The sequence below is a fragment of the Balneola sp. EhC07 genome, from assembly GCF_001650905.1.
In the GTDB taxonomy this organism is placed as follows: domain Bacteria; phylum Bacteroidota; class Rhodothermia; order Balneolales; family Balneolaceae; genus Balneola.
In genome coordinates this window covers 57,433-81,264 of record NZ_LXYG01000012.1, presented here as the reverse complement: position 1 = coordinate 81,264, position 23,832 = coordinate 57,433, and the positions used below count along the sequence as shown (strand labels likewise).

Here is a 23,832-nt window from a genome sequence, read left to right as displayed (position 1 = left end):
TTATACATTATGCCAGAAGTAAAAGAAAAATTAGCCTACAAAGTAAAAGACATTTCTCAAGCTAAATATGGCCGACAGGAAATAGAGCTTGCTGAAGCTGAAATGCCGGGATTAATGGCATTGAGAGAAGAGTATAAATCTGAGCAACCTTTAAAAGGTGCGCGAATTGCAGGTTGTCTTCACATGACCATTCAGACTGCCGTTCTTATTGAAACGCTTGTTGATCTAGGAGCAGATGTAACGTGGTCATCTTGTAATATTTATTCCACTCAGGATCACGCCGCTGCAGCTATTGCTAAAGCCGGAGTTCCGGTTTACGCTTGGAAAGGAATGACCGAAGAAGAATTTGATTGGTGTATTGAGCAAACATTATTCTTCCCTGACGGACAACCTCTCAACATGATTCTGGATGACGGTGGAGATCTTACCAACATGGTTCTGGACAGATATCCTGAATTAGTGGATGGCATTAACGGAATTTCAGAAGAAACTACCACCGGTGTTCTTCGCTTAATCGAAAGAGAAAGAAAAGGAACACTTACACTTCCTGCAATCAACGTAAATGATTCTGTTACCAAATCTAAGTTTGATAACAAGTACGGTTGTAAAGAATCAGCGGTGGATGCCATTCGCAGAGCTACCGATGTTATGATGGCAGGAAAAGTTGCCGTGGTTGCCGGATACGGTGATGTAGGAAAAGGAACTGCTGCTTCTTTGAGAGGAGCCGGTGCCCGCGTGATTGTAACTGAAATTGATCCGATCTGTGCACTACAAGCTGCAATGGATGGCTTTGAAGTTAAGACCATGGATGAAGCTGCTAAACGTGCTGACATCGTTGTTACAGCTACCGGAAACAAAGACATCGTTAAAGGTCGTCACTTTGAAAGCATGAAAGACAAAGTGATCGTTGGTAACATTGGTCATTTCGATAACGAAATTGACGTAGCCTGGTTGAAAGCGAATTCCGAAGAAGAAAACATCAAGCCTCAGGTTGATATTTTTACTCTGAAATCAGGAAAACAAGTCGTGCTTCTTTCACAAGGAAGATTGATGAATCTTGGTAATGCTACCGGACATCCATCTTTTGTGATGAGTAACAGTTTCACAAATCAGACTATAGCTCAGATCGCACTTTGGAACAGACCGGAAGAATTTGAGCCCGGTGTTCACGTGTTGCCTAAATCTTTAGATGAAAAAGTAGCACGATTACATCTATCTAAAATTGGCGTTGAGCTGGAAACACTTACTGAAGAACAAGCTGAATATATTGGTGTTCCGATTACAGGACCTTACAAGTCTGATCAGTACAGATATTGATAGCTTAAAGAACAAATTTCAAGTATCAAATTTCAAAGCCTTTCTGTGTTTCACAGAAAGGCTTTTTTTATTGCAAAAAATGATTGTGAAGCGGTAAAGAAGTCCTTATCTTTAAGGCTCTCAATTAATTTTATTGAAAATGCACCCGTAGCTCAATTGGATAGAGTACCTGACTACGAATCAGGCGGTTACAGGTTCGACTCCTGTCGGGTGTACACCTAAATAAGCCCAAAACGCGTCTTCACAGCGCTGAGGGCTTTTTTATTTTAGTAGAGTCGCCCGTCTTTTTTAATCCAGCGAAAAAGCTCAGGAAACCGCGATCAGTTTAGTAAATGCCGGATGGGTTATTGAAGGTTTGGGGGGTGTGTATCAAGTAATTAACCTGATTTTTTTTCGCTTTTTTGATTTTTAAAATGCTCCCAAAGCTTCACTGGATCAATAATGGGCAGTGGAGCATCTGCAAGTATCGTGGATTGAGCTTTTACTAATAAAGCTCCTCTTGTGGTTGAATATCCTATTGATACAAACGTAACAATTAGATCGTTAGGTAACTGTATAGAATCTGTTTCTTCATTGTAAGGTATTTCACCAATAAGATTATAAATTGTTTCTGTCTCGATGACACCTAAGCTAATTGGTTGTTGCTTTCCATGCTTCGCCTCAATGCGAAAAAACACAGTACATTTTCTTTCGCCTTTTTTTGATTTGATATTTAACTGAATATCAAAATTTATACGATCCTTCCGAATTGTCTTCTCCGTTGAATCAAACCGAAAAGATTTTACTTTGAAAGAATCTAAACCAAAACTTAATTTTTTTTCCATTCTTCTAATTAGCTGGCTTTTGGCAATAAATGCATGTTATCAGATGGTATATATTCTACTTGATCTCTATTTTTTTTATTGAACTCAAAAGAATACTCAGCTCCTTCCGCAAACATAGAACTTGATAGTTCTTCAGTATATCTAAATGAAAAATCCATATAGTTCGATTCACTGATAATAACCCCTTTCTCTTCTAACTCTTCCATAAAGAAGTCCGGAGCCACAATAACTTCTTCATTTAAAGCCTGTTCTATTGCTGAGATTGTTTTTAGCGTTGGATTTCCTTCGCCTGCTATTATTTGACGAATCACATTTTCATTCAAACCTGATTCTCTTGATAATTTATTTTGTGACCAACCTTTTCTTTCCAAACCATTTTGGATTTGTGCTGCAACAAACATTTGATTGTCCACAAATCGACTTTCTTCAACCTCAAGGGCTTCAAAGCTATCTCTAATTTGTTTGCTTTTATTAATATCCATAACGCTATAGATTAATGTAATCTTCTTTGTTAAACCTCAAATCACCGGAAAGTTTCCCATCTCCTGATACTGAAATCTTTCCTTCTTTAAGGGCAATAGTAAGGCATTTGTCTATCCATCTTAACGAGTATTCACAATTCTTTAAATATGGGTCGTCTTGAGTTGCTCTAACAGTTTTTACTCCACCATTACCAAATATTACCATTTGCTCGCTCCATCTTAAGCAATACCATCTTAAATTACCTCTCCTTACGTAAAAGGCATTTACCATGTCGCCTGCAAGACCTTCATCTTTAAAAAATTGTTGTCTTGCCCCAAAACGATTCAATAAGTTGAAAAAGACTTGTTTCAATTTATTAAAATGAGAGTTTGTATTAACTCTTTCATTGCTCAAAAATTTATCTCCTTCAGGTAATTCTTCACCTTCGATAATAATTGTATAGAAGTTTGCTCTTTTTCCTTCATAAAATGGCACTATGTTAAACGAAAAAGTCATCTAAAATAGTGCATTTGTCAATAAATTGACAATTATTTTATTAATAACGTTCCTTAATCGCATCATCACCCCACACTCTCCTCTACTATAGCAATTTCTTCTTCGGTTAAGCCGTACAGCTCGTAAACCAGTTGGTCTATCTCGGCTTCTAGTTTTGAAGTATCGGCTTCTGGGTTTTCTTTTTTGAGGGAGAGGATTTGGGTGACTTTAGATTCAAATAATTCACTTCTATTACTATTAAAATTAAGGATAGGAATTTTTTCCATGTAGATTTCACTTAATAAGAAGTAGCCACCCCTCATTTTCGAGACTGTTTTATCTAGATAAAATTGAACCAAACTTGAATTTAATAAACCAACTAAATAAAGATCAGAAATAGGTATAAAAAAGCAGGTTTTATTTAAGAATGCTTTACTTTCATCTAATGCAACATAACTTGTTTTACTAACTTCTGGCCAAACAATTTTTTTCTTCTCAAACTCTTTATAGTAAGACGATGCATATCTTTGAAGTGCATACCATTCGTATCTAATTCCAGTTTCAGCTTTATTTCTTTTTAGAAGTTTTTTCTTATAAACTTCTATATGCTTATATAACGGTTCATAGTTCGCTTTAAAATTCTTTTCTGCTAAGTCAGAAGATCCATTTATAGTTTCATCTTCATGTAATGGAAAATGCCATGGTAAAAATGTTAAGTATTTATTACTGTCATTAATTGAATATTTATTTATATCTCTCCCGGAATAAAATTTCTTTATTATTTGCTCATTTTTCCTGTCTTGTTGGATAAGTTCACTTCTTTTTTCACTGTCTATTATAAAAGCTTCATTAAGTCCAGTTAATACTCCTCTAAAAATTTTACCGTCTACATACTCACCAAGTGAAATGCCTTTTCCTCTTAATTTTATTAATAATTTCTGCTCTTGAGCATCAATTAAAGCCCAACCTTGTTCAGGTAATTCATTAGCTAAAACATCTATTTTGTTACTTTTAATATACTCTTCTAAGCCATTTGGAAATTCCAAAATTTCAATACTTACGGCTTCAAACTCTACTTTTGGTTCGTTTTTAGAAACAGACAGAATGCAAGGATATGTTGTTGCCTCTTCAAATACAGGCAGGTCCCCAAAATCCAAAATAGATTGAATGCGATAATCTTTAAGGAAATTTCTGAGGTTTTTTCCATATCCTGCTCTCATCCATTTATTAGGTATGATGAAAATAAATTCACCCTTTTTTCTCAGGTTTTGAAAAGCTAATTCTACAAAGTAGACAAATAAATCTGCCGTGCCAGCATAGGTAGTATATTTGCTTTCTAAAAAGGTTTTAATATCCTTAAACTCTTCCTGACGAATGTACGGCGGATTCCCAATCACTACATCAAAGCCTTTGTAATTTCCTTTGTCATCTAACACTTCCGGGAATTCGAAGCGCCATTCAAAGGCTTCACGGTAAAATGTGCCCGCCTCCATTTCATCTACAATATTTTGTTGTTTTTCAAGCTCCTGCTCTGCTTTTTTAATTCGTGCTCTTCTTGATCCTGCTTCACCCTCAATATCATCTCCAAACATATCAAACTGAGTTGATAGTTTATGATGTTTAGCAATTAATTCCTTCAACTTAACTCGTTCAGGATGTAATTGCTCAAGTCCAATTGAGAACTCTTCTTTTATATCATTGATCAGTTTTTGCAGGCGCTGTTTTTCAGAACGGTCACGTGTTTCCCTGTAATTCTTTACCGCTTGTTTGTAGTCTTCTAGTGAGTGTTCGCTTTTCTTAAATATCGCCGTCAGATCTTCGTCTAACCCGAACCGACTTACCAGCGAATTCCCTTGCTTTATATTAATGTCTATGTTGGGGAGTACTTCGAGTTCGGAGAATGGGACATATTTTTCTTTCGAAGCCTCCACAGATGCTGAAACCTGTGCTGAACTCGATTCAGTATCAAGTTCAGCATGACGGTCTTCTTTATAATAAGCGTGCTTTAGTAGTTCTATCCATAAACGAAGCCGACAGATCTTTACTGAATTCGGGTTTATATCTACTCCGAATAAACAGTGTTCTATCAGAGATCTCTTTTCGTGGAATAATGCCTTTTGAATTCGTTGGCGATCTTGTCCGGCGTGGCTTCGTTCAACAAGTTCATTCTTCCATTCGTGATTTACTTTGTATTCAAACAGTTCACCGTTGTGCTCGATCGCCAGTTCATCGTTTTCTACTGCAATATCCAAATATGGAATGCGCTTTCCTTCCACATCACAAAGCACTTTCAATTCTGCTTTTATGGCTAGCAATTCATTTAAACAACTCACCAAAAAATGACCGGAACCCACGGCGGGATCACAAATAGTGATGGAGTTAATAACAGCATTTACCTCTCCAAGCGATGTACTTTCAACTTTACGATGTAATTCATTGAATTCCTTACAATCCCAATCAAAAGCATCGTTCAGTTTGTCAACCACCGACTTACGCAGCGTTTCCCGAGCCATGTATTCGGTTATAAATCCGGGAGTAAAGAACGAACCGTCTTTATAGCCATTAATTTTTTCGAAGATCAATCCAAGAACTGAAGCATTTATAAGGGCTTTGTCTTCCTTCTGAATTCCGCCTGAACTTTCTGCACTAAAGTTATAGGCATCTAAAAAACGGAGTAAATATTCTAAGGTATTAAGAGAGCCTTTCGGCGGATTGGCACTTTTTCTGAATACGCTTCGGTTATAAATGGGAAGTGACGCTTTATCATCCAGTCCCGAAATTTGGATGGTCTTCTTTTCTAACGTAGTAGAATCAAAAAGAGAAGAATTTAGATAAGGAATATGTCCGAATCTCTTTTGTAAAGATTCCGGTCTGTCGTTGTTCTTTAGCGCAAGCACTCTGAAAAAGAGCTTGTTTAGTTCGTCATATTCATCAATGATTCCTTCAAACACCAAAAACTTAAACTTCTCATCAAACTTATGATACGCTAATAACTGCGCTTCCAACAGCTTTAAGAATAAAACGCGGTTCACCCAGGTAATTACCAGTTCCAGTGCAACACCAAATAACTGATCGTCTTCGCTGTCACCATACTGGATTTTTGCGTCACGCACTTCATTCATATGCTGATCGTACTTCAGCGTGGCAATGGTATTTTCTACTAAAGATCCTGTATTGCGATCATCTTCGGATAATCGCTGAATAAGTCGTTTACTTCCCTCTTTTACTTCTTGTAATCCCAGAATATGAAGCAACTCATTATAAAAGCCTTTATCCAGAGAGTTACTATCGTTGGCAAAGCTCTTTTTAGTTAGATGCTCAGGCGAAAACAGTTTATACAGAGGAATTAACTTTTTGTCGGTGTCTTCATCTCCTGTTGTGCTAAGTTGCTTTTTGTAATTGTTCAGGTCCGCATAAATTCCAGTAAGCGTTCCTTCTGAGTTTTTTATAAACTCTTCAAACTTACCGTATATGAATTCTGTTTTACCTGATACTTTTCCGTCGTTTTGCCATTCCTTATAGGTCTTTACCAGTTTTTTCTTAGAATAGAAGAGGCGTTCTATTTCCTGCGCATCGAAGATAAAAAACTCAGTATAGTTGGTAATTACTACTTGCTTGATGCTGTCGTTACCTTTTTCTCGCTCATCAAAATAGTAGTGTAGCGCTTCCTGAAAAGCTTTTTGATTCAGCTTGTCCTTACTGATCATTTCCGATTTGTTATCAGGTCGCTTGGCTTCAATAATTACATCAACAGAAGTCGATTTAGATTTTCCAGAGTAAATAGCCAGATCAATTCGGTCACTGGTATTCACTAACTTTTCTGCATTCGAATAAAAAGCATCTTGTAGAAAATCTTTTAAATACCCTTTAAAGTGCTCTTCACTTTCGCCTTGAGCTTGCTTAAGATTGTTTAGGTAGGTTGTTGCTTCATCTTTGAACGTGTTTAAGTCACCCTGCTTAACATTTACTTTAAGATATGCTTTATTAATACCCTGCCGAACCTTCTTAGTCTGAAAATTGATCATCTTCTCCTTTTATTATCAACGGATTATAGCGAAAGAGAAACTCAGTAGAAAGGAATGCTTGTAAAATTTTGAGATGCCCTTTGCGAGGAGTGCATACGACGAAGCAATCTCCATAAACTAAATTCCAAACATATTCGGGAGATCACTTCTTCCGAATTCTCGGGATCGTGAATGGAGTAAGTAGGTCATCTCGCGGCGTATGCCCGAGATCTGGATTGGTTTAGAGAAACATGCCTGTGATGACGATCCAGATTCCTGCCTCCGCAGGAATGACCTTAATTACATAGGATAGAATAAAGCCTCGTTCATAAGCTAGCAAGGGCTTCAGCCCTGCGTTTGTGTAAGTGGGTTAGAAAACAGAGCCGGTAGACCTGATTAAACTACCAGACCTCACAAAGATCCTGAAACGAGTTCAGGATGACCCTGGGTTTTTAATACTATTGTGATGTAATTAAAAAGTCCTTCCCCTTATCCAAGGGGAAGACAGATGGGGTCAGAACAAGCCTCAATCTTGACCATCTCGCGTAGTATGTCCGAGATCCGGATTGGTTTAAAAGGACATCCACGTAATAACGGTTATATAACAGCCTTTTTATTAACAACACGGCTCTTAACCATCCTAAAAACTCCCCAAACCATTAGCGACCAAACGATGATGATCGCTTCCAGAACCAGAATATAGACCGGCCATTCAGGAAGCAGACTGAAGAAAGTAGTTCCCGGTGGTTTATCCATTACATACAGATAATTGCTGTCCAGGATCAGATTTAAAAAATAGATCACACCTGCTACCACATTCAGAGCTATAAATGATCTTCCCACATCTTTTAATTCCAGTTCCCATCCCCAGACGATCGCAGGATAAAGCCCCAGCAAAACCAACATCAGGTGAACCATCCAGTACCGAATGGCATCGTAATGAAATAATGAGAATTCTACGGAAGGAGTAAAATTGGCTTGGGAAACCCCCAATATGATCCAGAAAAAGATCGTAGCCCAAACGGTTCTGTTTTTAGTTGCATACACCCAAACCATGATCATGGGAAGGAAATTGCACATATGCAGAGGAATATCTTTGGTAACATCAAAAACACCCGTATAGTGATTCAGAGGAATCTTTGCCAATTGCAGAACAGTAAGAAACAGAGCGAGAACAAGCAGTATCCTTTGCTGAATCGATTCAGGTTTTTGTTTCAAGGAGCGAATAAACCACACAAAGAAAACTACGAATCCGATCAGCAAGAACAGATGCTCAGCTGAATATGAAGAAAATAAATATGTAGTCTCGAAAAATGAATTCAATTTGATCTGATGTTCTATCAACCCCGGTTATTCCGTTTATTCAATTATTAAAATCTTTCACCTTTAACAGTTTTAAAATAACAGAAAAAGTGAATGCCTGAAATATTCAATGATCAAAAAAATATTTTTTATCCGGTTCTAAAACTAGTTGAAATGATCAAAATTCTTCGTACCATTATTTAATGATCAGAATTAAAACAGTCTGATCATGGGTTACGATTTCGCCAAAACAGGCGGGAGAACATAACCAAAACATCCAATGGATAAAGCAATGGCTAATAAATTTAAACAGCCTGCTGTCAACCAAACTAAATCTTCAGCTAAGAATGCAGCTCCTGCGAAGAAAGTTGGTCAAGCAAAGAAAAGTGGTCGTAAATAATTTAGACTAAATTTTTTACACAAAGCCGGTTCGTAAATAAGAATCGGCTTTTTTTGCTCTGAATACATATAGGTACAAAAATAAATTATGTAGTATCTTCGCTGAAAAACCATATGTATACACCCTCTTCCTTTAAAGAAGAAAATCCGGATGTGCTTTTTGACCTGATCGAAGAACATAATTTCGGAATTATCTTCAGCCAGCATCAAGATCAGCCTGAAGCTACTCACCTCCCCTTTTTAGTACACAGACAAAAAGGCAAACACGGAACTTTGATCGCTCACTTTGCGAAGGCAAATAAGCACTGGAAAAAGTTAGATGAGGCAAAAGGTGTATTAGTGGTTTTTCAAGGTCCACACAGTTATATCTCGCCGGCCTGGTACGTAAACCGAGCTGAAGTACCCACCTGGAATTACGCAACAGTTCATGTGTTCGGCAAACCTAAGGTTATAGAAGATGCCGCTGAGCTGAACAAAATGGTTAAAGAGCTCACACATTTTCATGAAGATCAGGAAAACACAGGCTGGAAGCTTGATGAAGTACCTGAAAAAGATTACAACACTGACTTAAAAGCGATTGTGGGATTGGAAATTGAGATCTCAAAAATGGAAGGTAAATTCAAATTCAATCAGAATAAGCCTGATAAGGACCAGAAAAGTGTAATTGCTAAGATGGAAGATTTAGGGAGGGAAGATATAAGCGCAATTATGAAACGAAACCTCGATTCATCTAAATAGCTTTATTTATTTCGGAAAGTTTTCTTCTGAGTTCAACCGGATTAAAAGGCTTGGTAACGAAATCATTCATTCCCACTGAATACACTTTTTCTTTTACTTCGTTAAGTGCTGCTGCCGTTAAGGCTATTATCGGGATATTCTTTTTCGTTGCATCCTCCAGATTACGTATGGCAGTTGCAGCTTCATATCCGTCCATTTCAGGCATTTCCAGATCCATTAGAATCAAGTCGACCTCATTACTTTTCAATGCTTCTATGGCTTCAAGTCCGTTAGAAACAATGGTAGCATCAACTTTCCATTTTCTCAGAAAACTTTGCATAACCTTTTGGTTCACAAGATTATCTTCCGCAACTATAACTTTTAGACCTTCTATGTTTTCTTCCTGAGTTTCCACTCTACCTGCGTCTGTGTTTTCTTTGTTTTCGGGTTTCCCAAATGTAAGCAGAACAATAAACTCGCTGCCTTTATCTAATGTACTTTTGGCTGAAATTGAACCATTCTGCAGTTCAACTAACTTTTTACTGATGCTTAATCCTAAACCAGTGCCGCCATACAACCTTTTTGTTTTTTTATCAGCTTGCACAAAACTTTCAAATATCGAGTCCAATCTGGACTCCTCAATCCCAATTCCTGTATCTGAAACCTTGAACTCAACATCTACTTTTTTATTTTTTTCTGCAACACATTGTACAAAAATTTTCACATAACCTTTGTCAGTGAATTTCAAAGCGTTGCTAACAAGATTATTAAGGATTTGAATGAGCTTGGCAGGATCTCCTGTCAGGTATTTCGGGAGCTTCTCTCCTATCTCTGTTATCAGCTCAACCTTTTTATTTACGGCAGTAGTTTTAAACGATTCTGATACCGTACTAACCAGTTCTTTTAGTTCAAAGTCCGTTTGTTCAAACTCAATTTTTCCGGCATCTATTTTTGAAAAATCAAGAATATCATCGATCAGGCTCAATAACGTTTTGGCTGAGAAATCTACAATGTTAATTGATTCAAGCTGATCTTTTCTGGGATTATCCTCTTTCAGAAAATTTGTCATTCCCAGTATTGCATTCATTGGCGTTCTGATCTCATGACTCATGGTTGCCAGGAAATCAGATTTAGCTGAAGAACTTTTCTTTAACTGCTCACTGGTTGATTCCAATTTTTCGATGTATTCCTGAAGCTCGTCCTGTTTAAGGCTTAATTGCCTGTTCAGTTCTTTCTCCTTCTCTAAGAATTCTCTGGTAATTTGCTCTGCTCTCTCTTTCGATTCTGAAAATATGTTAAATATGATCCATGTGGTTACAAAGGCCGCTGCTATTACTCCCCATCTCACGTAATCAATTGTTTCCGGACTGAGAGATACCCTGTCTATAGCTATAAAATCTATGATGAAGTACGAAACCACAGATATAAATATGGAAACATTTCTGATCCGATTATGTCCGGATTCAAAAAGAAGAATAGATAAGCCCATAGCAGGAATCAGGAAATACTGTATCTCTGCTTCTCCGTCAAAAATTGAGCTGAGTATTATTATCGCTATATCTACATAAAGGATGAGAAGAAATTTAGCAATTGTTTCAAACCCTTGTTTCGAAAGAACAGGAATTAAACACAGTGCTATGATCTCAGAAATAAAGAACCATGAAACTGACATGGATTCATCAATCGCAAAGATGAGAAAGAAAAGAGTACAAATAAGAGCAATCGAATAAGAAACAACATCAAGAACGGGTAATCTGAATAAACCACCATCACCTTTCTGATCGTCTTGTAAATTAACAGATTGACTATCTGTTATACCTGTAAGTGAGAAGTTATTTGCCATACCTGAAATATTGAACTAAGTACGGCAATTATTCTCTATTGGTCAAGACGTTTGCAACTTTGATTTGTAAGCCATGGCATAAATTTTCATTTGCTTCACCATGGACGCCAAGCCGTTAGCTCTTGTGGGCGATAAATGCTGTTGCATACCGATCTTAGAAATGAACTCCGGATTTGTAGTCAATATCGCTTCAGGTGTTTGACCAGAGTATAATCTCACCACTAAAGAAACCAAACCTTTTGTTATTGCGGCGTCGCTGTCTGCTTTAAAAATCAGTTTATTGCCATCCAGTTCAACAGTAAGCCAAACCTGACTTTGACAGCCTTTAACTAAATTACCTTCAACACGGTATTCATCAGGCAATTCTTCCAGCTTTTCGCCGTGTTTGATGATATATTTATAACGCTCGGTCCAGTCTTCAAATAAACTAAACTCTTTAACTATTCTTTCCTGTACTTCTTGTATATCCATACCTAAAGGTAATGAAAGGAGAGCATTAAATTAACCCTCAGAGCTTTATTTCTTAGTCTATTCCTAATTCTAAAAGAGCTACAGATTTTACTGCTTCCACTTTATTTTCTTTCTCGTTTACGATTGGCTTGAATGATTGTATCATAGCAATAGTGCCATCATTTTTCCCTACATACTCACATTTTTCGGAACACCGCTTTCCACCAAAAGCTTTGGTCAGGCTTTCTCTAATAATATCCGCTGTCTTTTTTGAAACTACGGATTCGATTCCCTGATCCAACAAAGTTGCCTGCGATAGCCCTGTAATATCCTGATAAGACTCTGAAACATAACTGCAGTAGATCTCGCCATTTTCATCTTTCTTAAACTTCATTACGAACTCATCATGACTTTTGAGCAAGTCTTCAATGTTCTCACTTTTTTTCTTCAGTGTTTCGATAACACGATTTCTCAAAGAAACATTATCAAAGTGAATTCTGATAACGGTATGATCGCTGCTTACAAATGATTTAACATCAGCTTCCAGCATCAATTTTTGATCGCCATCACTTTTAAATTCCCATGTGTAATTGTCTTCAGAAATTACATCAGCATCAAAATCCTGAAAAAGATCTTTAACTTCGGCATTGTCTTTCTCGGCTACTAAATCCCATATTTTTATCTCTTTAAGTTCATCCACATCTCGTTTTAAAATCTCCCGAAAAGATTTATTGCTGGAAATGATGTTACCTTGTATGTCAAGATCCACAAAGGTTCTTTTAGAGTTTTCTTCCAGTTCTTCAAAATCTATTGTGGCATCAAAAAGCACCTTACTGGTTTCTTGTCTTTCCGTAATATCTCTCTGATAAGAAACCCAGTGTGTTATCTCGCCTTCTGAATTTGTAAGAGGGTGAATGTCCCACTGATTAATAAACTCCGATCCATCCTTTCTGTAATTTACAGTATGCCCGAAAAATGCCTGCCCATCTATCAACCTTTTTTTCAAACGATCTAAAACATGTCTGTCAGTTTTTTCTCCTTGTAGAATTCTTGGTGTTTTCCCTATCACTTCTTCTCTGGAATAACCCGTCATTTTAGTAAACCCATCGTTCACGTATACAATACGCGGTCCGGGTTCTTTTAAGTTCAATTCTGTTATTAAGATGGAATCGTAATCATGCTTGGTTGCGTTCTCCAGAAGCGACAAGTGAGACTTAGTCCGATCATATTTTTGCAGGATCTCAGAAAACAAACTCTCCAATTTTGATTCGGAAGCTTTGTCTTTACTGCACGATTTTATTAATTCAAGAATTTCAGATTCTCTTATACTCATTGCGATAGTGTTTATAGAGGGTATATTTAGGTTTATAACTATTCAATACTTTAAACCATTCCATTCTAAAGCAGAAATTTTTTACATTATACTATCTTGATAGTATATTAAATTTCTATGTTACAAAAGCTACTTATTTACTTTCTGTTGATCTCTCTTTCGGGATGTTCATTTTTCAAACTAAATGAGAAGAAAAACTACAAACCGGAGCTGATCCGAGTAGAAGGAGGTTCTTTTGCCTATGGAGATTTTTATGAAGGTAAAAACACAGATGCTATACCTGTTCATCAGGTAAAAGTTGATGGGTTTAAGATCGGTAAATATGAAATTACCTACGAGCAGTTTGACTACTTCGCTGAGAAAACTAAGATCAAAGAACCTGAGTCTGATCTGGAAAAAAGGGGTAACCGAGCAGTGACTTACATTACCTGGGACGAAGCAAAAGCTTTTTGTGAGTTTTTTGGATACCGATTACCTACTGAAACAGAATGGGAATACGCTGCCAGGTCAGGTGGAAAGAATCAAGTGGTATCAGGTGCAACAACTCTGGATTCGATTTATGTTGTAGCTCTGACAAAAGATGAAGACCGAAGTGAATCAATTGAAGTTGGAACAAAACAACCCAACGATCTGGGTATTTATGATATGAGTGGCAATGTCTTTGAGTGGATCGGTGACTACTATCAATTCTATTCTATGCCTGAAAGAAAACATAGTCTGGACGAAGACGCTGTTCGTATCATTCGTGGCGGAAGTTATTATGAAAATATGGTTGCCAATCGAACTTATTGGAGAACCGGAACTTTAAGAGATGTTCGCTCTGAAGATATAGGATTCAGGTGCGCCGATGATTAACTCATAGAAATAAAAAAGGGAGCCGAAGCTCCCTTTACTCACTCACTTATCGAAGCAGCAACTTAGCAATTGTCATAAGTTGCATGTTCGTAGTTCCTTCATAGATCTTTCCGATCTTGGCATCTCTGTAAAATTTCTCAACGGGATATTCTTTAACAAATCCATTTCCACCGTAAAGATCCACAGCCATAGATGCTACTCTTTCAGCAACTTCAGATGAATAATATTTTGCCATTGCAGCTTCTTTAAGGAAAGGCTGTCCGGCCATTTTCATTCTGGCCGCGTTATAAACCAGCAAACGAGCTGTTTCAATATCGGTTGCCATACGTGCTAATTGAAACTGAACTCCCTGGAATTCAGCAATAGCTTTGCCAAACTGTTTCCGTTCCTGTATGTATCCCAAAGCAGCATCAAAAGCTCCCTGCGCAATACCTACCATTTGGGCGCCGATCCCAATTCTTCCTTCATTTAAGGTTTCAATGGCAACTTTATATCCCTTCCCAACATCACCTAAAACATTCTCTTTTGGAACTCTGCAATCTTCTAACAGGATCTCACAAGTAGAACTAGCTCGAATTCCCAGTTTATTTTCTTTCTTAGAAACTGAAAAACCTTCAAATCCTCTTTCTACTACAAACGCGGTGATGCCTTTATATCCAGCTTCCGGATTAACATTGGCAAGTACGATAAAAATATCTGCTTCATTTGCGTTTGTGATCCAAAGTTTTGCACCGTTCAGAATGTAAGAATCTCCATCTTCTTTAGCTTTACACTTTAACGCAAAAGCATCGCTTCCGGATCCTGCTTCAGATAAGCAATATGCTCCCACTTTCTCTGTGGCAAGCTGTGGCAAATACTTGTCTTTCAAAAAATCAGATGCATAGTTTACGAAGGCATTATTTACCAATGTATTTTGAACATCCATAAAAACACCCACAGATCCATCCACTTTAGATATCTGTTCGATAGCAACAACAGACATCATAAAAGTACCACCGCCACCATTATATTTTTCAGGAATATCAATTCCCATTAAACCCATCTCGAAGAATTCCTTAATAAGACCCGGATCAAGCTTAGCGTTTTCATCCATTTCCTCTACCAAAGGCTTTATTGAGGCTTGGGCAAAATCAGCTGCGGCATCTTTTAATAATTGCTCGTCTTCTGTTAGAGTAGTTAGGGGTGGTACCAGTTGTTCTGTTGCTTCCATTAAAAATATTCTGCTTTGAAGGTTGTAAGATTTTAAATATACGAATTGTAAGCGCTTTTCTGCTACTGTTTTTGTGTTTATCTGCTAATTTCTGAGCTCAAAAAATCATAGGCAGCTTTTACAGGAGTTATCTCTCCTTTTTTAATTTGTTCAACAAGCTCTGCTGCTTTTTCCTTATTTGTCTCTGATCCCCAGAGTCTCCTTAACACTTCATCTTCTACCAATCGTTTAAACCAGTTCAGTTCCTGCTCTTTTCTTTGAGCTTCGAAAATTCCTTTCTCTTTTAATGCAGAAATAAACCCCTGAATTTTCTCCCAGGCTTCATCAATTCTTTTCTTTTTGATGGAGCTCACGGTCAAAAAGTCCACTCCAATTCCATCGTACTTTGGAGTAAGTAAATGAAATGCGTTTTGATATTCCGTAACTGCATTTTTCGCCATCTTCTCCTGATCACCATCCGCTTTGTTGATCACAAGTATATCAATGATCTCCATGATTCCTCTTTTGATGCCTTGCAGTGAATCTCCGGCTCCTGGCAACATCAACACCAAGAAACAATCCACCATGGAAGCTACTTCAAATTCACTTTGACCTACTCCCACAGTTTCCACTAAGATCACGTCATATCCTGCGGCTTCACACAACATCATGGACTCTCGGGTTCGTTTTGCAACACCGCCTAATGTGCCGGAAGTCGGCGAAGGACGAATAAAGGCTTCATCCTTTGAGGATAACGTCTCCATCCTGGTTTTATCACCTAAAATACTTCCTCCGGTTGCAGGGCTGCTTGGATCTACAGCCAATACCGCAACTTTCAAACCCTCTTCGATCAACAGATTTCCAAGTGCTTCTATAAATGTACTTTTTCCCACTCCCGGAACTCCGGAAATACCAACCCGAATGGTTTCCTTAGCTGATCTTACTTTACTGATCAGATCCTGAGCAGTTTGTTGATCTGCCTCCCGATTACTTTCAACCAGAGTGATGGCTTTGGCTAAATGTCGCCGTTTTCCTTCCTGAACCCCTTTTGCAAGTTCGTCAATGGTCATGCTTTTTTAGCTCTGATTTCATCAATTACTTTTGAAGCAGCTTTCGGAATATTCGTACCGGGACCAAAAATTGCAGAAACACCGGCTTCATAAAGAAAATCATAATCCTGAACAGGAATTACACCACCCGCCACAATGATAATATCTCCGGCTTCTTCTTTTTTGAGGATTTTTACCAGATCAGGAATCAACGTTTTGTGTCCGGCAGCCAAAGTGGAAACACCAATCACATGTACATCATTTTCAATGGCTTGCTTAGCGGCTTCTTCCGGCGTTGAGAATAATGGTCCCACATCCACATCAAAACCCATATCCGCGAATGCTGTTGCAACTACTTTAGCTCCACGATCGTGACCATCCTGTCCCATTTTCACTACTAAAATTCTTGGTCGGCGACCTTCTTCTTCGGAAAATGCATCGATCTTTGATTTTATTTCTTGATATCCTTTATCCGATTTATACACGCTTTCGTACACTCCTTTTATGGTTTGATTGGTGGCGGTATGTCTTCCCCAGGCCTGCTCAAGTGCTGTAGATATTTCTCCAACAGTAGCTCTTCTCCTTGTTGCTTCCACAGCAAGATCCAGAATATTTCCTTCTCCTGATCTAGCCGCTTCGGTAATTGCCAACAAGGCTTCTTTAGTTGCTACCTTATCGCGCTTAGCTTTGATCTCATCGATCAGATCAACTTGCCCATCCCGAACTCCGGTGTTGTCGATATCTAAAATATCCACCGGATCTTCTTTTTCATTTACGTATTTGTTCACACCAACTATGGTGATGTCGCCCTTATCAATTCCGGCTTGTTTGATGGCCGCAGATTCTTCGATCTTTCGTTTAGGATAACCTTCTTCAATAGCTTTTGCCATTCCGCCCATTTCCATCACTTCATTGATGATGGTCTTAGCCTTTTCTTTCAGGTCATGAGTCATTGATTCTATTGCATACGAACCTCCGAGCGGATCAACGGTGTGAGTGATATCCGTTTCTTCCTGAATGATGGTCTGTGTATTTCTGGCAATTCTGGATGACGTTTCTGTCGGCAGAGAAATTGCTTCGTCGTAACTGTTGGTATGTAGCGATTGAGTTCCGCCGAGAACTGCTGCCATAGCTTCGATGGTAGTTCTTACCACATTATTCAATGGATCCTGAGCAGTTAATGACCAACCTGATGTTTGGCAATGTGTTCTCAACATCAATGACTTTTGATTCTTTGGCTCAAAATGTTCTTTCATCAATTCTGCCCAAAGTGTTCTGGCAGCCCTGAGCTTGCTCACTTCCATAAGGAAGTTCATTCCGATCGCAAAAAAGAAAGATAATCGTGGGGCAAAAGCATCCACATCTAAACCGCTTTCCACCGCTGTTTTAACATATTCCAAACCATCAGCCAGCGTAAAAGCCAATTCAAGCGCTGAATCAGCTCCGGCTTCCTGCATATGATATCCGGAAATAGATATCGAATTAAAGCGAGGCATTTTTTCGCTGGTATATTCGATGATATCCGAAACCAATCGCATAGACTCCTGCGGAGGGTAGATATAAGTATTGCGAACCATGAACTCTTTCAGAATATCGTTCTGAATAGTTCCACTTAATTTCTCTGTTGAAACTCCTTGTTCTTCTGCTGCAACTATGTACGCTGCCATGATCGGAATCACTGCTCCATTCATAGTCATGGAAACGGACATTTTGTCCAAAGGAATTCCGTCGAACAAAATCTTCATGTCTTCCACTGAATCAATGGCAACTCCGGCTTTACCAACATCACCAACTACCCGTGGATGGTCAGAATCATAGCCCCGATGCGTTGCAAGGTCAAAAGCCACACTTAGCCCCTTTTGCCCTTTTTCGAGCGCCTGACGATAAAATTTGTTCGATTCTTCTGCAGTTGAAAATCCGGCGTATTGACGAATCGTCCATGGACGCTGTGTATACATACTGGAATACGGTCCGCGCGTAAAAGGAAACTCTCCCGGATATCCCGGATCGACATTTCTGTTCGAAACATCTTCTGAATCGTACAATGCCTGAATTTCAAAACCCTCAGGACTTTGTCGGTTCAAAGATTCTGCTTTATCACCTTTTAAAAGCTTTTCTACACCTTTCTTCCAATTTTCTTTACCGGAACTATTATCTGACATGGAGTTAGTTTTTTATGGAAACCTTTATCTGAACTAATGTAAGGTTTTCTCTTTTCGAAAGTAAAAAGAGAATTTGAGGTGAATGTGTATAACCAGAGTATTATTATATACCTTAAGAAATATAAAAACTGCGACTTTTGAATACTTTATTAAAAAATATTTCATTTATCTTTTTGATTTCTTTTCTAGGAATAGCAGGTTGCACGACCTCAAATAATCAAAGTATTGAAGAAGAAATCGAAAATTATTTAGAGGAATTTTATCCAGGTTACGAATTATTTCCTGATGATTTCCCAAAACCCGATTTATTCAATAAAGTAAATCCTTTTGAGGGTTCTATTATTCATTTAGAAAAGACTTCTCAAACTCATCTTCAGGTTTATGATTTTAATAGTGACGGATACGATGACTATTACTTAGAAATATATTCTTTGAAATACGATCCTCCACCGAACTCTGATCACTTTAACTATTATACTTCAACTGTTATTATTTTTGGATCTGAAGTTGGTTTGAACGAAAATTCGCTCGAAATGGAAAATTTGGAATACAGCACATCAGGAACTCACTATCATTTACTGGATAGAAAAGCTTTCATCATTAATAAAGGTACTTACTTTTTATCTAATAATGTGGTTGACACTCTTATAATTGAGCAAAACTCTTTAGCAGTATATGAAGATGAAATTATTGGAATAAGACAATGGTTAGAGGGAGGTGTAAGAGAACATCTTTTAATAAACAGATAGTCACTTCAAATTCATCTCAGTCTGGGAAGTACCAAAACTCAGATCTGAATCAAACTCGCCTTTTCCGAAGATTTCTTCCATTTCGGCACGGAGTTTTTGAATGGTTAATCCACTTTTCAGGGTTCCGTTTCTGGCAAGAGAAACACGTCCTGTTTCTTCAGAGACGATCAATACTAATACATTATTGGTTTCACTTATTCCTACCGCTGCACGGTGACGTGTACCAAAAGACTGAGCAATATTCGGATTTTGTGAGATGGGTAAATAACAACTGGCAGCTACAATTCTATTGCTTCGGATCACCACCGCACCATCATGAAGTGGGGTGTCTTTCTGAAAAATTGTGGTAAGTAATTCGGCTTTTACCGCAGAATCAATTTTTACTCCGGCATCTACCAAGTCCTGCAACGAAGAAGAACGGGCAAACACGATCAGCGCTCCGGTTCTGTCTTTTGCCATTTTTTTAGTGGCATCAATTACCTCATCGATCATTTCATTAGATCCCGTTCTGGTAAAGAAGCGATCGAAGCTAGTGTTATTACCAATTCTGTATAAAAGCTTTCTGATTTCCGGTTGGAAAAGAATGAATACCGCCAGAATACCTACATCCAGAATACTTTTGAGAATGAAATTGATCGTTTCAAAACCCAGTAAACGAATTATAAAATTGATCAGGATCACAAAAAAGATCCCGATGGTAGCCTGAATTGCAAAAGTCCCTTTAATCCATCGATACAGATATACCAGAACCCCTGCAATAATGAGGGTTTCGATGAAATCCTTAATTCCGAATTCTAAAAATCCGATGGGAAACAATGTAGTGGCCGTCTAGCGTTGTGATTGAATTGCTTGGAATATACGTAATGAATCGGAAGCTTCCTTAACATCATGCACACGAAGTATTTTTACTCCTTTCATGAGTGCATCATAGTGAACTGAAACCGTTCCGATCAACCGATCATCAGCAGGTCTCTCATCCAGAATTTTTCCGATCATCGATTTTCGTGATGCTCCAATTAACACAGGAACGCCAATTTTTGTGAATTTATCAAGGTGGGCGAGTAATTTTAAATTATGCTCCAGAGTTTTACCAAAGCCAATACCCGGATCAATAATTATTTCCTGAACTCCTTTTGACCGGGCAAAAGCGATCTTGTTTTCAAAAAACTGAAGTAAATCTTCTATCACATTATCGTATTTTGGAGCATCCTGCATTGTTTTTGGATCTCCCTGAGAATGCATTATCACATAGGCTGCGTCATGCTTGGCTGCCAGTTCAGCCATAGCGGGAGATTTCTGTAACCCGCTTACGTCATTTATTATACCGGCTCCGGCTTTTAGTGCTTCTTCAGCTACTTTGAACTTGGTTGTGTCAATTGAATAAACGAGATCAGGGAATGTCTGTGCAGCTTTTTCAAGAACAGGAATAACCCGATCTATTTCTTCCTGTTCAGAAACCGGATCCGATCCCGGACGGGTAGACTCGCCACCAATATCAATGATAGAAGCTCCATCTCTGCGCATAATATGGATCCTGTCGAGTGCGCGTTCTACATGGATATACTTACCACCATCACTAAAAGAATCCGGAGTGGCATTTATAATCCCCATTATTTGGGGAGTGGTAAAGTTTAAATCAAGTTTTGAGATGTCAAATAAAAATAGGTCATCCTGAACTTGTTTCAGGATCTTTAATGTTTAATCAAGGCTTCAAAAAGTATAAGATTCCGAAACAAGTTCGGAATGACGTAAAACTACCACTCTTCCTGAAGCTCGTCTAATTTATCTTCTTTGGTTGCCCATTCATCTGCATCAGGGAGCGCGTCTTGAGTTTCATTGATTACTCTGTCTTCCCACTGTTCAGCAAGACGTTCATTCAGCTCAATATAGTGTTCCCACTTTTCAGGTACTTCGTCATCCGGATAAATAGCTTCTACCGGACATTCAGAAACACATGCATCGCAATCAATGCATTCGTTGGGATCGATAGTCAAAAAATTAGGTCCTTCCCGAAAAGCGTCTACAGGGCAAACAGCAGCGCAATTAGTATATTTACATTGAACACAAGGTTCAGTTACAATGTAGGGCATTATGTTATTTTTGTATTTTCATTAGATGATTCGGAATATCTTAGGCTGAAGCATTAGATGCAATTCAAATTATTCAAGTATCTCCATAACAGCATCAATATCTCCATCATTCGGAGCCGGTTCAATATTCAATATTTTCGCCATAACTTCATAAAGATGAATGTTTTCGAAGCGACCAAGCTTTACTTCTTTTTTGAATGCAGGTCCATAAGCTACAAAGATCGCATCCATTTTGGGATTAGCATTGTCAAAACCGTGCGCGCCACCACTTGGATAATCATTACCTCTTGATTCAAAAAACTGCTTCGTATTTATCGTGTAACCTTCATCAGCGACCATAAGAACTTCCGGAACTCTGATATTATTTTTTAAATGATAACGGTCCGGAATATTTTCTTTGAGATATACTTTGAAATTTTCTTCGTTCTTTTTCAGGCTTTCAAAAGCCTCTACCTCGCCTTCACCTTCTACATTAAACATGAGTGCAGGAGAGTACGATATGATCTCAATTTTATTCACGTCGATGTAGTCATCCAAAGTAACTTTTCTTGATGGCGATACTTCGATCATCCCGTGATCTGAAACGATCATTAAATTAATGGACTCGTTGCTTTCCAGCTTTTCCATTAAATATCCAACTAACTCATCAGCCTGCTTAATAGCTTCAATTACTTCTTCTGAATCCGGTCCGTGACGATGTCCCTGGCTGTCAACAAAACTAAAATAGAGTGTTCCAAAATCTACAGGATCTTGCTCGCGGGTCATCCAATTAACCACAGTATCAATTCTGGCTTCGTTAGCAATACTTCCGTCATAACTTTTCCAATGATTCGGTCTCATATTTTGAATAGGAGCTTCGGACCCTATCCAGAACATTGTTCCTGCCTTTTTCCCTGCTTTTTCTACCGTATTCCAAATCGGTTCACCCAAATACCAATCCGGATTTTCAACTGCATCTCTGTTCCCCATAGAATATCTGGCATCCATTTCAGGATCATACATGTTGTTACCGATCAATCCATTGTTCTCGGGATATAAACCCGTAGCAATGGCATAGTGGTTTGGAAAGGTTTTCGTTGGGAAGATCGGTATCAGACCATCTGCAGTTGCACCATTTTTGATCAGGCGATCAAAATTTGGTGTTTCTGTTTTCGTTAAATAATCTGCCCGAAATCCGTCAAAGGAAATCAGTAATACCTGTGGTTGCTCTTTTTCAGGTGAACAACCAAATAGAAGTAAAACCGAAAGTGCTAATAGAAAATTTTTCATTGTTTTTGAATGAAAGAAGATCAACTTAAGTGATAGATTATTCGAAATCGGTCGTTAGTTTAAATCGGGCGATCCTGTTATTCCCTGTATCTGCTACATATACGATAGTTCTGTAGTAAGCAACTCCACTTGGGTTCATAAACTGCTTTGGACCCGCTCCTTCTCCACCAAACGAAACGATTATTTTCTTGCTGTCCGCATCAGCTCCAACCGGAGGATTAACTCCTTCCTGTCCGTTAGATTGAAACTGATAAAGCGAGTCGGTTTCAGAATCAACAACAAAAATAAAAGCATCGTCATCACCGGAAAATGCAATGTCAGTAGGCAATTGAAATTTTCCGGGTTCATATAAAAACCCATTTGCCTGAGAAGTGTCCTGAGCAAGAAGTGACGAGTTTTGTTCAAATATCAGCCCATCAGTCGTTTCTACAGCATTTATCCAAAGAACTCTGAAATCAATATCCTGGGCCTGAGAAGCCTGAGCAATTAAAAAGCTTCTGTCATCAGTTAACCGATCTCTTTGAGGAGGGGTAACAAATGAAGCTACAGAACTTAATCGAACAGCACTTCTAAGTGAAGGATTAGTTGGATTCAACGTAGTGATCTGACGAACGTTAGTCATTTTATTTGTAGGCACGCCATTCACTTCAATTCTGGCAAATTCAAGAACTGTATTATCCGGTGCTGCAATTTGATTGGTATTATTCTGGGGTCCTCTTCGGGATATGTAAACAGAATTATCAGCTAAAATTGTTAAACCCGTAATTTCAACGTTTTCATAATTATTTGATGAGCTTTTATTCAGTCTGGCATTTTGTGCAGCTGAAGTACTTAAGCTGGCATCATCAAAAGGAAAAATGAGTGTGTCAACAAATTGAATATCACCGGCCCCATTCATATTCTTGATCTTAAAGACAGCCGGAAGATTGAAGGTAGTTGGTGTTCCGTTTTTGTCGATCGTTGTATCAATTCGTGCTGATACATAAATGTTTAATAAGCGATCCTGAGTTACTGCATTAGCCCCTTGCAACTGTATGGTCCTTCTGGGTGAAAGATCTGCTCTGTCAAGCAAATGAACACCTTCATTGTCGGTAACATATACAAAAGTGTCAAAGCCAATATGCACATCATTTGGTGCATCAAACTCTCCCCAGAAAGGAAGTACAGGAGCATAACCATCTACGTTCTCCAGGCGCGGATCTATCTTTCCTTCGTCGAAAATTTCTTCATTTGTTTCGTCATTCTTGGAACCAAAGATATTGTCACAACCTACTCCTGCAACAACAAAAAGTGCTAATAAAAATCCTAATTTCTTCATTGCTC

The 23,832-nt window shown here is 38.3% G+C and carries 20 protein-coding genes and 1 tRNA gene; 5 read left to right on the top strand and 16 right to left on the bottom strand.

Going from position 1 to position 23,832, the window contains the following annotated elements:
• Window positions 1-9 precede the first annotated feature (9 nt).
• Together ahcY and A8B79_RS04610 are read left to right on the top strand one after the other, a co-directional pair.
• On the top strand, window positions 10-1,317 hold the full coding sequence (gene ahcY, locus A8B79_RS04615) for an adenosylhomocysteinase (protein WP_066218619.1): 1,308 nt from the start codon (window positions 10-12) through the stop codon (window positions 1,315-1,317).
• Window positions 1,318-1,458: 141 nt separating this feature from the next.
• Window positions 1,459-1,532, top strand: a tRNA-Arg gene (locus tag A8B79_RS04610).
• A gap of 162 nt (window positions 1,533-1,694) precedes the next feature.
• On the opposite strand, the gene A8B79_RS04605 is transcribed toward A8B79_RS04610, so the two are convergent.
• The 5 genes from A8B79_RS04605 to A8B79_RS04585 form a co-directional block, all read right to left on the bottom strand.
• Window positions 1,695-2,141 carry a hypothetical protein gene (locus A8B79_RS04605; protein ID WP_066218618.1) on the bottom strand — a complete coding sequence of 149 codons (447 nt, stop codon included), beginning with the start codon at window positions 2,139-2,141 and terminating at the stop codon, window positions 1,695-1,697.
• Between the two features lie 8 nt (window positions 2,142-2,149).
• Window positions 2,150-2,623 carry a helix-turn-helix domain-containing protein gene (locus A8B79_RS04600; RefSeq protein WP_066218617.1) on the bottom strand — a complete coding sequence of 158 codons (474 nt, stop codon included), beginning with the start codon at window positions 2,621-2,623 and terminating at the stop codon, window positions 2,150-2,152.
• A gap of 4 nt (window positions 2,624-2,627) precedes the next feature.
• A complete protein-coding gene (locus A8B79_RS04595; protein WP_153038349.1) occupies window positions 2,628-3,119 on the bottom strand; it encodes a hypothetical protein in 492 nt (163 codons plus the stop codon).
• A 65-nt stretch (window positions 3,120-3,184) separates the two neighbouring features.
• Window positions 3,185-7,123 carry a class I SAM-dependent DNA methyltransferase gene (locus A8B79_RS04590; protein WP_066218610.1) on the bottom strand — a complete coding sequence of 1,313 codons (3,939 nt, stop codon included), beginning with the start codon at window positions 7,121-7,123 and terminating at the stop codon, window positions 3,185-3,187.
• Between the two features lie 576 nt (window positions 7,124-7,699).
• The gene (locus tag A8B79_RS04585) at window positions 7,700-8,425 is read right to left on the bottom strand and encodes a YwaF family protein (protein ID WP_066219029.1); all 726 of its coding nucleotides are present in this window, start codon (window positions 8,423-8,425) and stop codon (window positions 7,700-7,702) included.
• Between the two features lie 492 nt (window positions 8,426-8,917).
• On the opposite strand from A8B79_RS04585, the gene A8B79_RS04580 reads away from it, so the two are divergent.
• On the top strand, window positions 8,918-9,541 hold the full coding sequence (locus A8B79_RS04580) for an FMN-binding negative transcriptional regulator (RefSeq protein ID WP_066218608.1): 624 nt from the start codon (window positions 8,918-8,920) through the stop codon (window positions 9,539-9,541).
• On the opposite strand, the gene A8B79_RS04575 is transcribed toward A8B79_RS04580, so the two are convergent.
• From A8B79_RS04575 to A8B79_RS04565, 3 genes are read right to left on the bottom strand one after another with little or no spacing between them, the layout of a single operon-like run.
• A complete protein-coding gene (locus A8B79_RS04575) occupies window positions 9,534-11,363 on the bottom strand; it encodes a response regulator (RefSeq protein ID WP_066218606.1) in 1,830 nt (609 codons plus the stop codon). The two genes, A8B79_RS04580 and A8B79_RS04575, sit on opposite strands and share 8 nt — an antisense overlap.
• Before the next feature lie 42 nt (window positions 11,364-11,405).
• Window positions 11,406-11,834 (bottom strand): SufE family protein, encoded by a 429-nt coding sequence (locus tag A8B79_RS04570; protein WP_066218604.1) that lies wholly within the window; start codon window positions 11,832-11,834, stop codon window positions 11,406-11,408.
• Window positions 11,835-11,886: 52 nt separating this feature from the next.
• Window positions 11,887-13,146, bottom strand: coding sequence for a PAS domain-containing protein (locus A8B79_RS04565; RefSeq protein WP_066218601.1), 1,260 nt, complete (start codon window positions 13,144-13,146; stop codon window positions 11,887-11,889).
• Between the two features lie 117 nt (window positions 13,147-13,263).
• On the opposite strand from A8B79_RS04565, the gene A8B79_RS04560 reads away from it, so the two are divergent.
• On the top strand, window positions 13,264-14,001 hold the full coding sequence (locus tag A8B79_RS04560) for a formylglycine-generating enzyme family protein (RefSeq protein ID WP_235603573.1): 738 nt from the start codon (window positions 13,264-13,266) through the stop codon (window positions 13,999-14,001).
• 46 nt (window positions 14,002-14,047) lie between these two features.
• Here the strand turns inward: A8B79_RS04560 and A8B79_RS04555 are convergent, their stop codons facing one another.
• The 3 genes from A8B79_RS04555 to scpA all read right to left on the bottom strand — a co-directional run bounded on the left by A8B79_RS04555 (window position 14,048) and on the right by scpA (window position 18,401).
• A complete protein-coding gene (locus tag A8B79_RS04555) occupies window positions 14,048-15,211 on the bottom strand; it encodes an acyl-CoA dehydrogenase (protein ID WP_066218598.1) in 1,164 nt (387 codons plus the stop codon).
• Between the two features lie 77 nt (window positions 15,212-15,288).
• Window positions 15,289-16,260, bottom strand: coding sequence for a methylmalonyl Co-A mutase-associated GTPase MeaB (meaB, locus tag A8B79_RS04550; RefSeq protein ID WP_066218596.1), 972 nt, complete (start codon window positions 16,258-16,260; stop codon window positions 15,289-15,291).
• Window positions 16,257-18,401 carry a methylmalonyl-CoA mutase gene (gene scpA, locus A8B79_RS04545; protein ID WP_066218592.1) on the bottom strand — a complete coding sequence of 715 codons (2,145 nt, stop codon included), beginning with the start codon at window positions 18,399-18,401 and terminating at the stop codon, window positions 16,257-16,259. The genes meaB and scpA overlap by 4 nt, the downstream gene beginning before the upstream one ends.
• Window positions 18,402-18,538: 137 nt before the next feature.
• On the opposite strand from scpA, the gene A8B79_RS04540 reads away from it, so the two are divergent.
• The gene (locus tag A8B79_RS04540) at window positions 18,539-19,150 is read left to right on the top strand and encodes a hypothetical protein (protein WP_066218590.1); all 612 of its coding nucleotides are present in this window, start codon (window positions 18,539-18,541) and stop codon (window positions 19,148-19,150) included.
• Here A8B79_RS04540 and cdaA read toward each other — a convergent pair whose 3' ends face one another.
• From cdaA to A8B79_RS04515, 5 genes are all read right to left on the bottom strand, one after another.
• On the bottom strand, window positions 19,151-19,966 hold the full coding sequence (gene cdaA / locus A8B79_RS04535; RefSeq protein WP_066218587.1) for a diadenylate cyclase CdaA: 816 nt from the start codon (window positions 19,964-19,966) through the stop codon (window positions 19,151-19,153). It abuts the gene before it with no gap.
• 12 nt (window positions 19,967-19,978) lie between these two features.
• Window positions 19,979-20,761 carry a dihydropteroate synthase gene (gene folP / locus A8B79_RS04530; RefSeq protein WP_066218584.1) on the bottom strand — a complete coding sequence of 261 codons (783 nt, stop codon included), beginning with the start codon at window positions 20,759-20,761 and terminating at the stop codon, window positions 19,979-19,981.
• A 143-nt stretch (window positions 20,762-20,904) separates the two neighbouring features.
• Entirely contained in the window at window positions 20,905-21,240 is a 336-nt protein-coding gene (fdxA, locus tag A8B79_RS04525) for a ferredoxin FdxA (protein ID WP_066218581.1), read from the bottom strand.
• Between the two features lie 69 nt (window positions 21,241-21,309).
• On the bottom strand, window positions 21,310-22,509 hold the full coding sequence (locus tag A8B79_RS04520; protein ID WP_066218578.1) for an alkaline phosphatase family protein: 1,200 nt from the start codon (window positions 22,507-22,509) through the stop codon (window positions 21,310-21,312).
• Window positions 22,510-22,546: 37 nt separating this feature from the next.
• On the bottom strand, window positions 22,547-23,827 hold the full coding sequence (locus A8B79_RS04515) for a hypothetical protein (RefSeq protein ID WP_153038348.1): 1,281 nt from the start codon (window positions 23,825-23,827) through the stop codon (window positions 22,547-22,549).
• Between the last annotated feature and the right edge of the window lie 5 nt (window positions 23,828-23,832).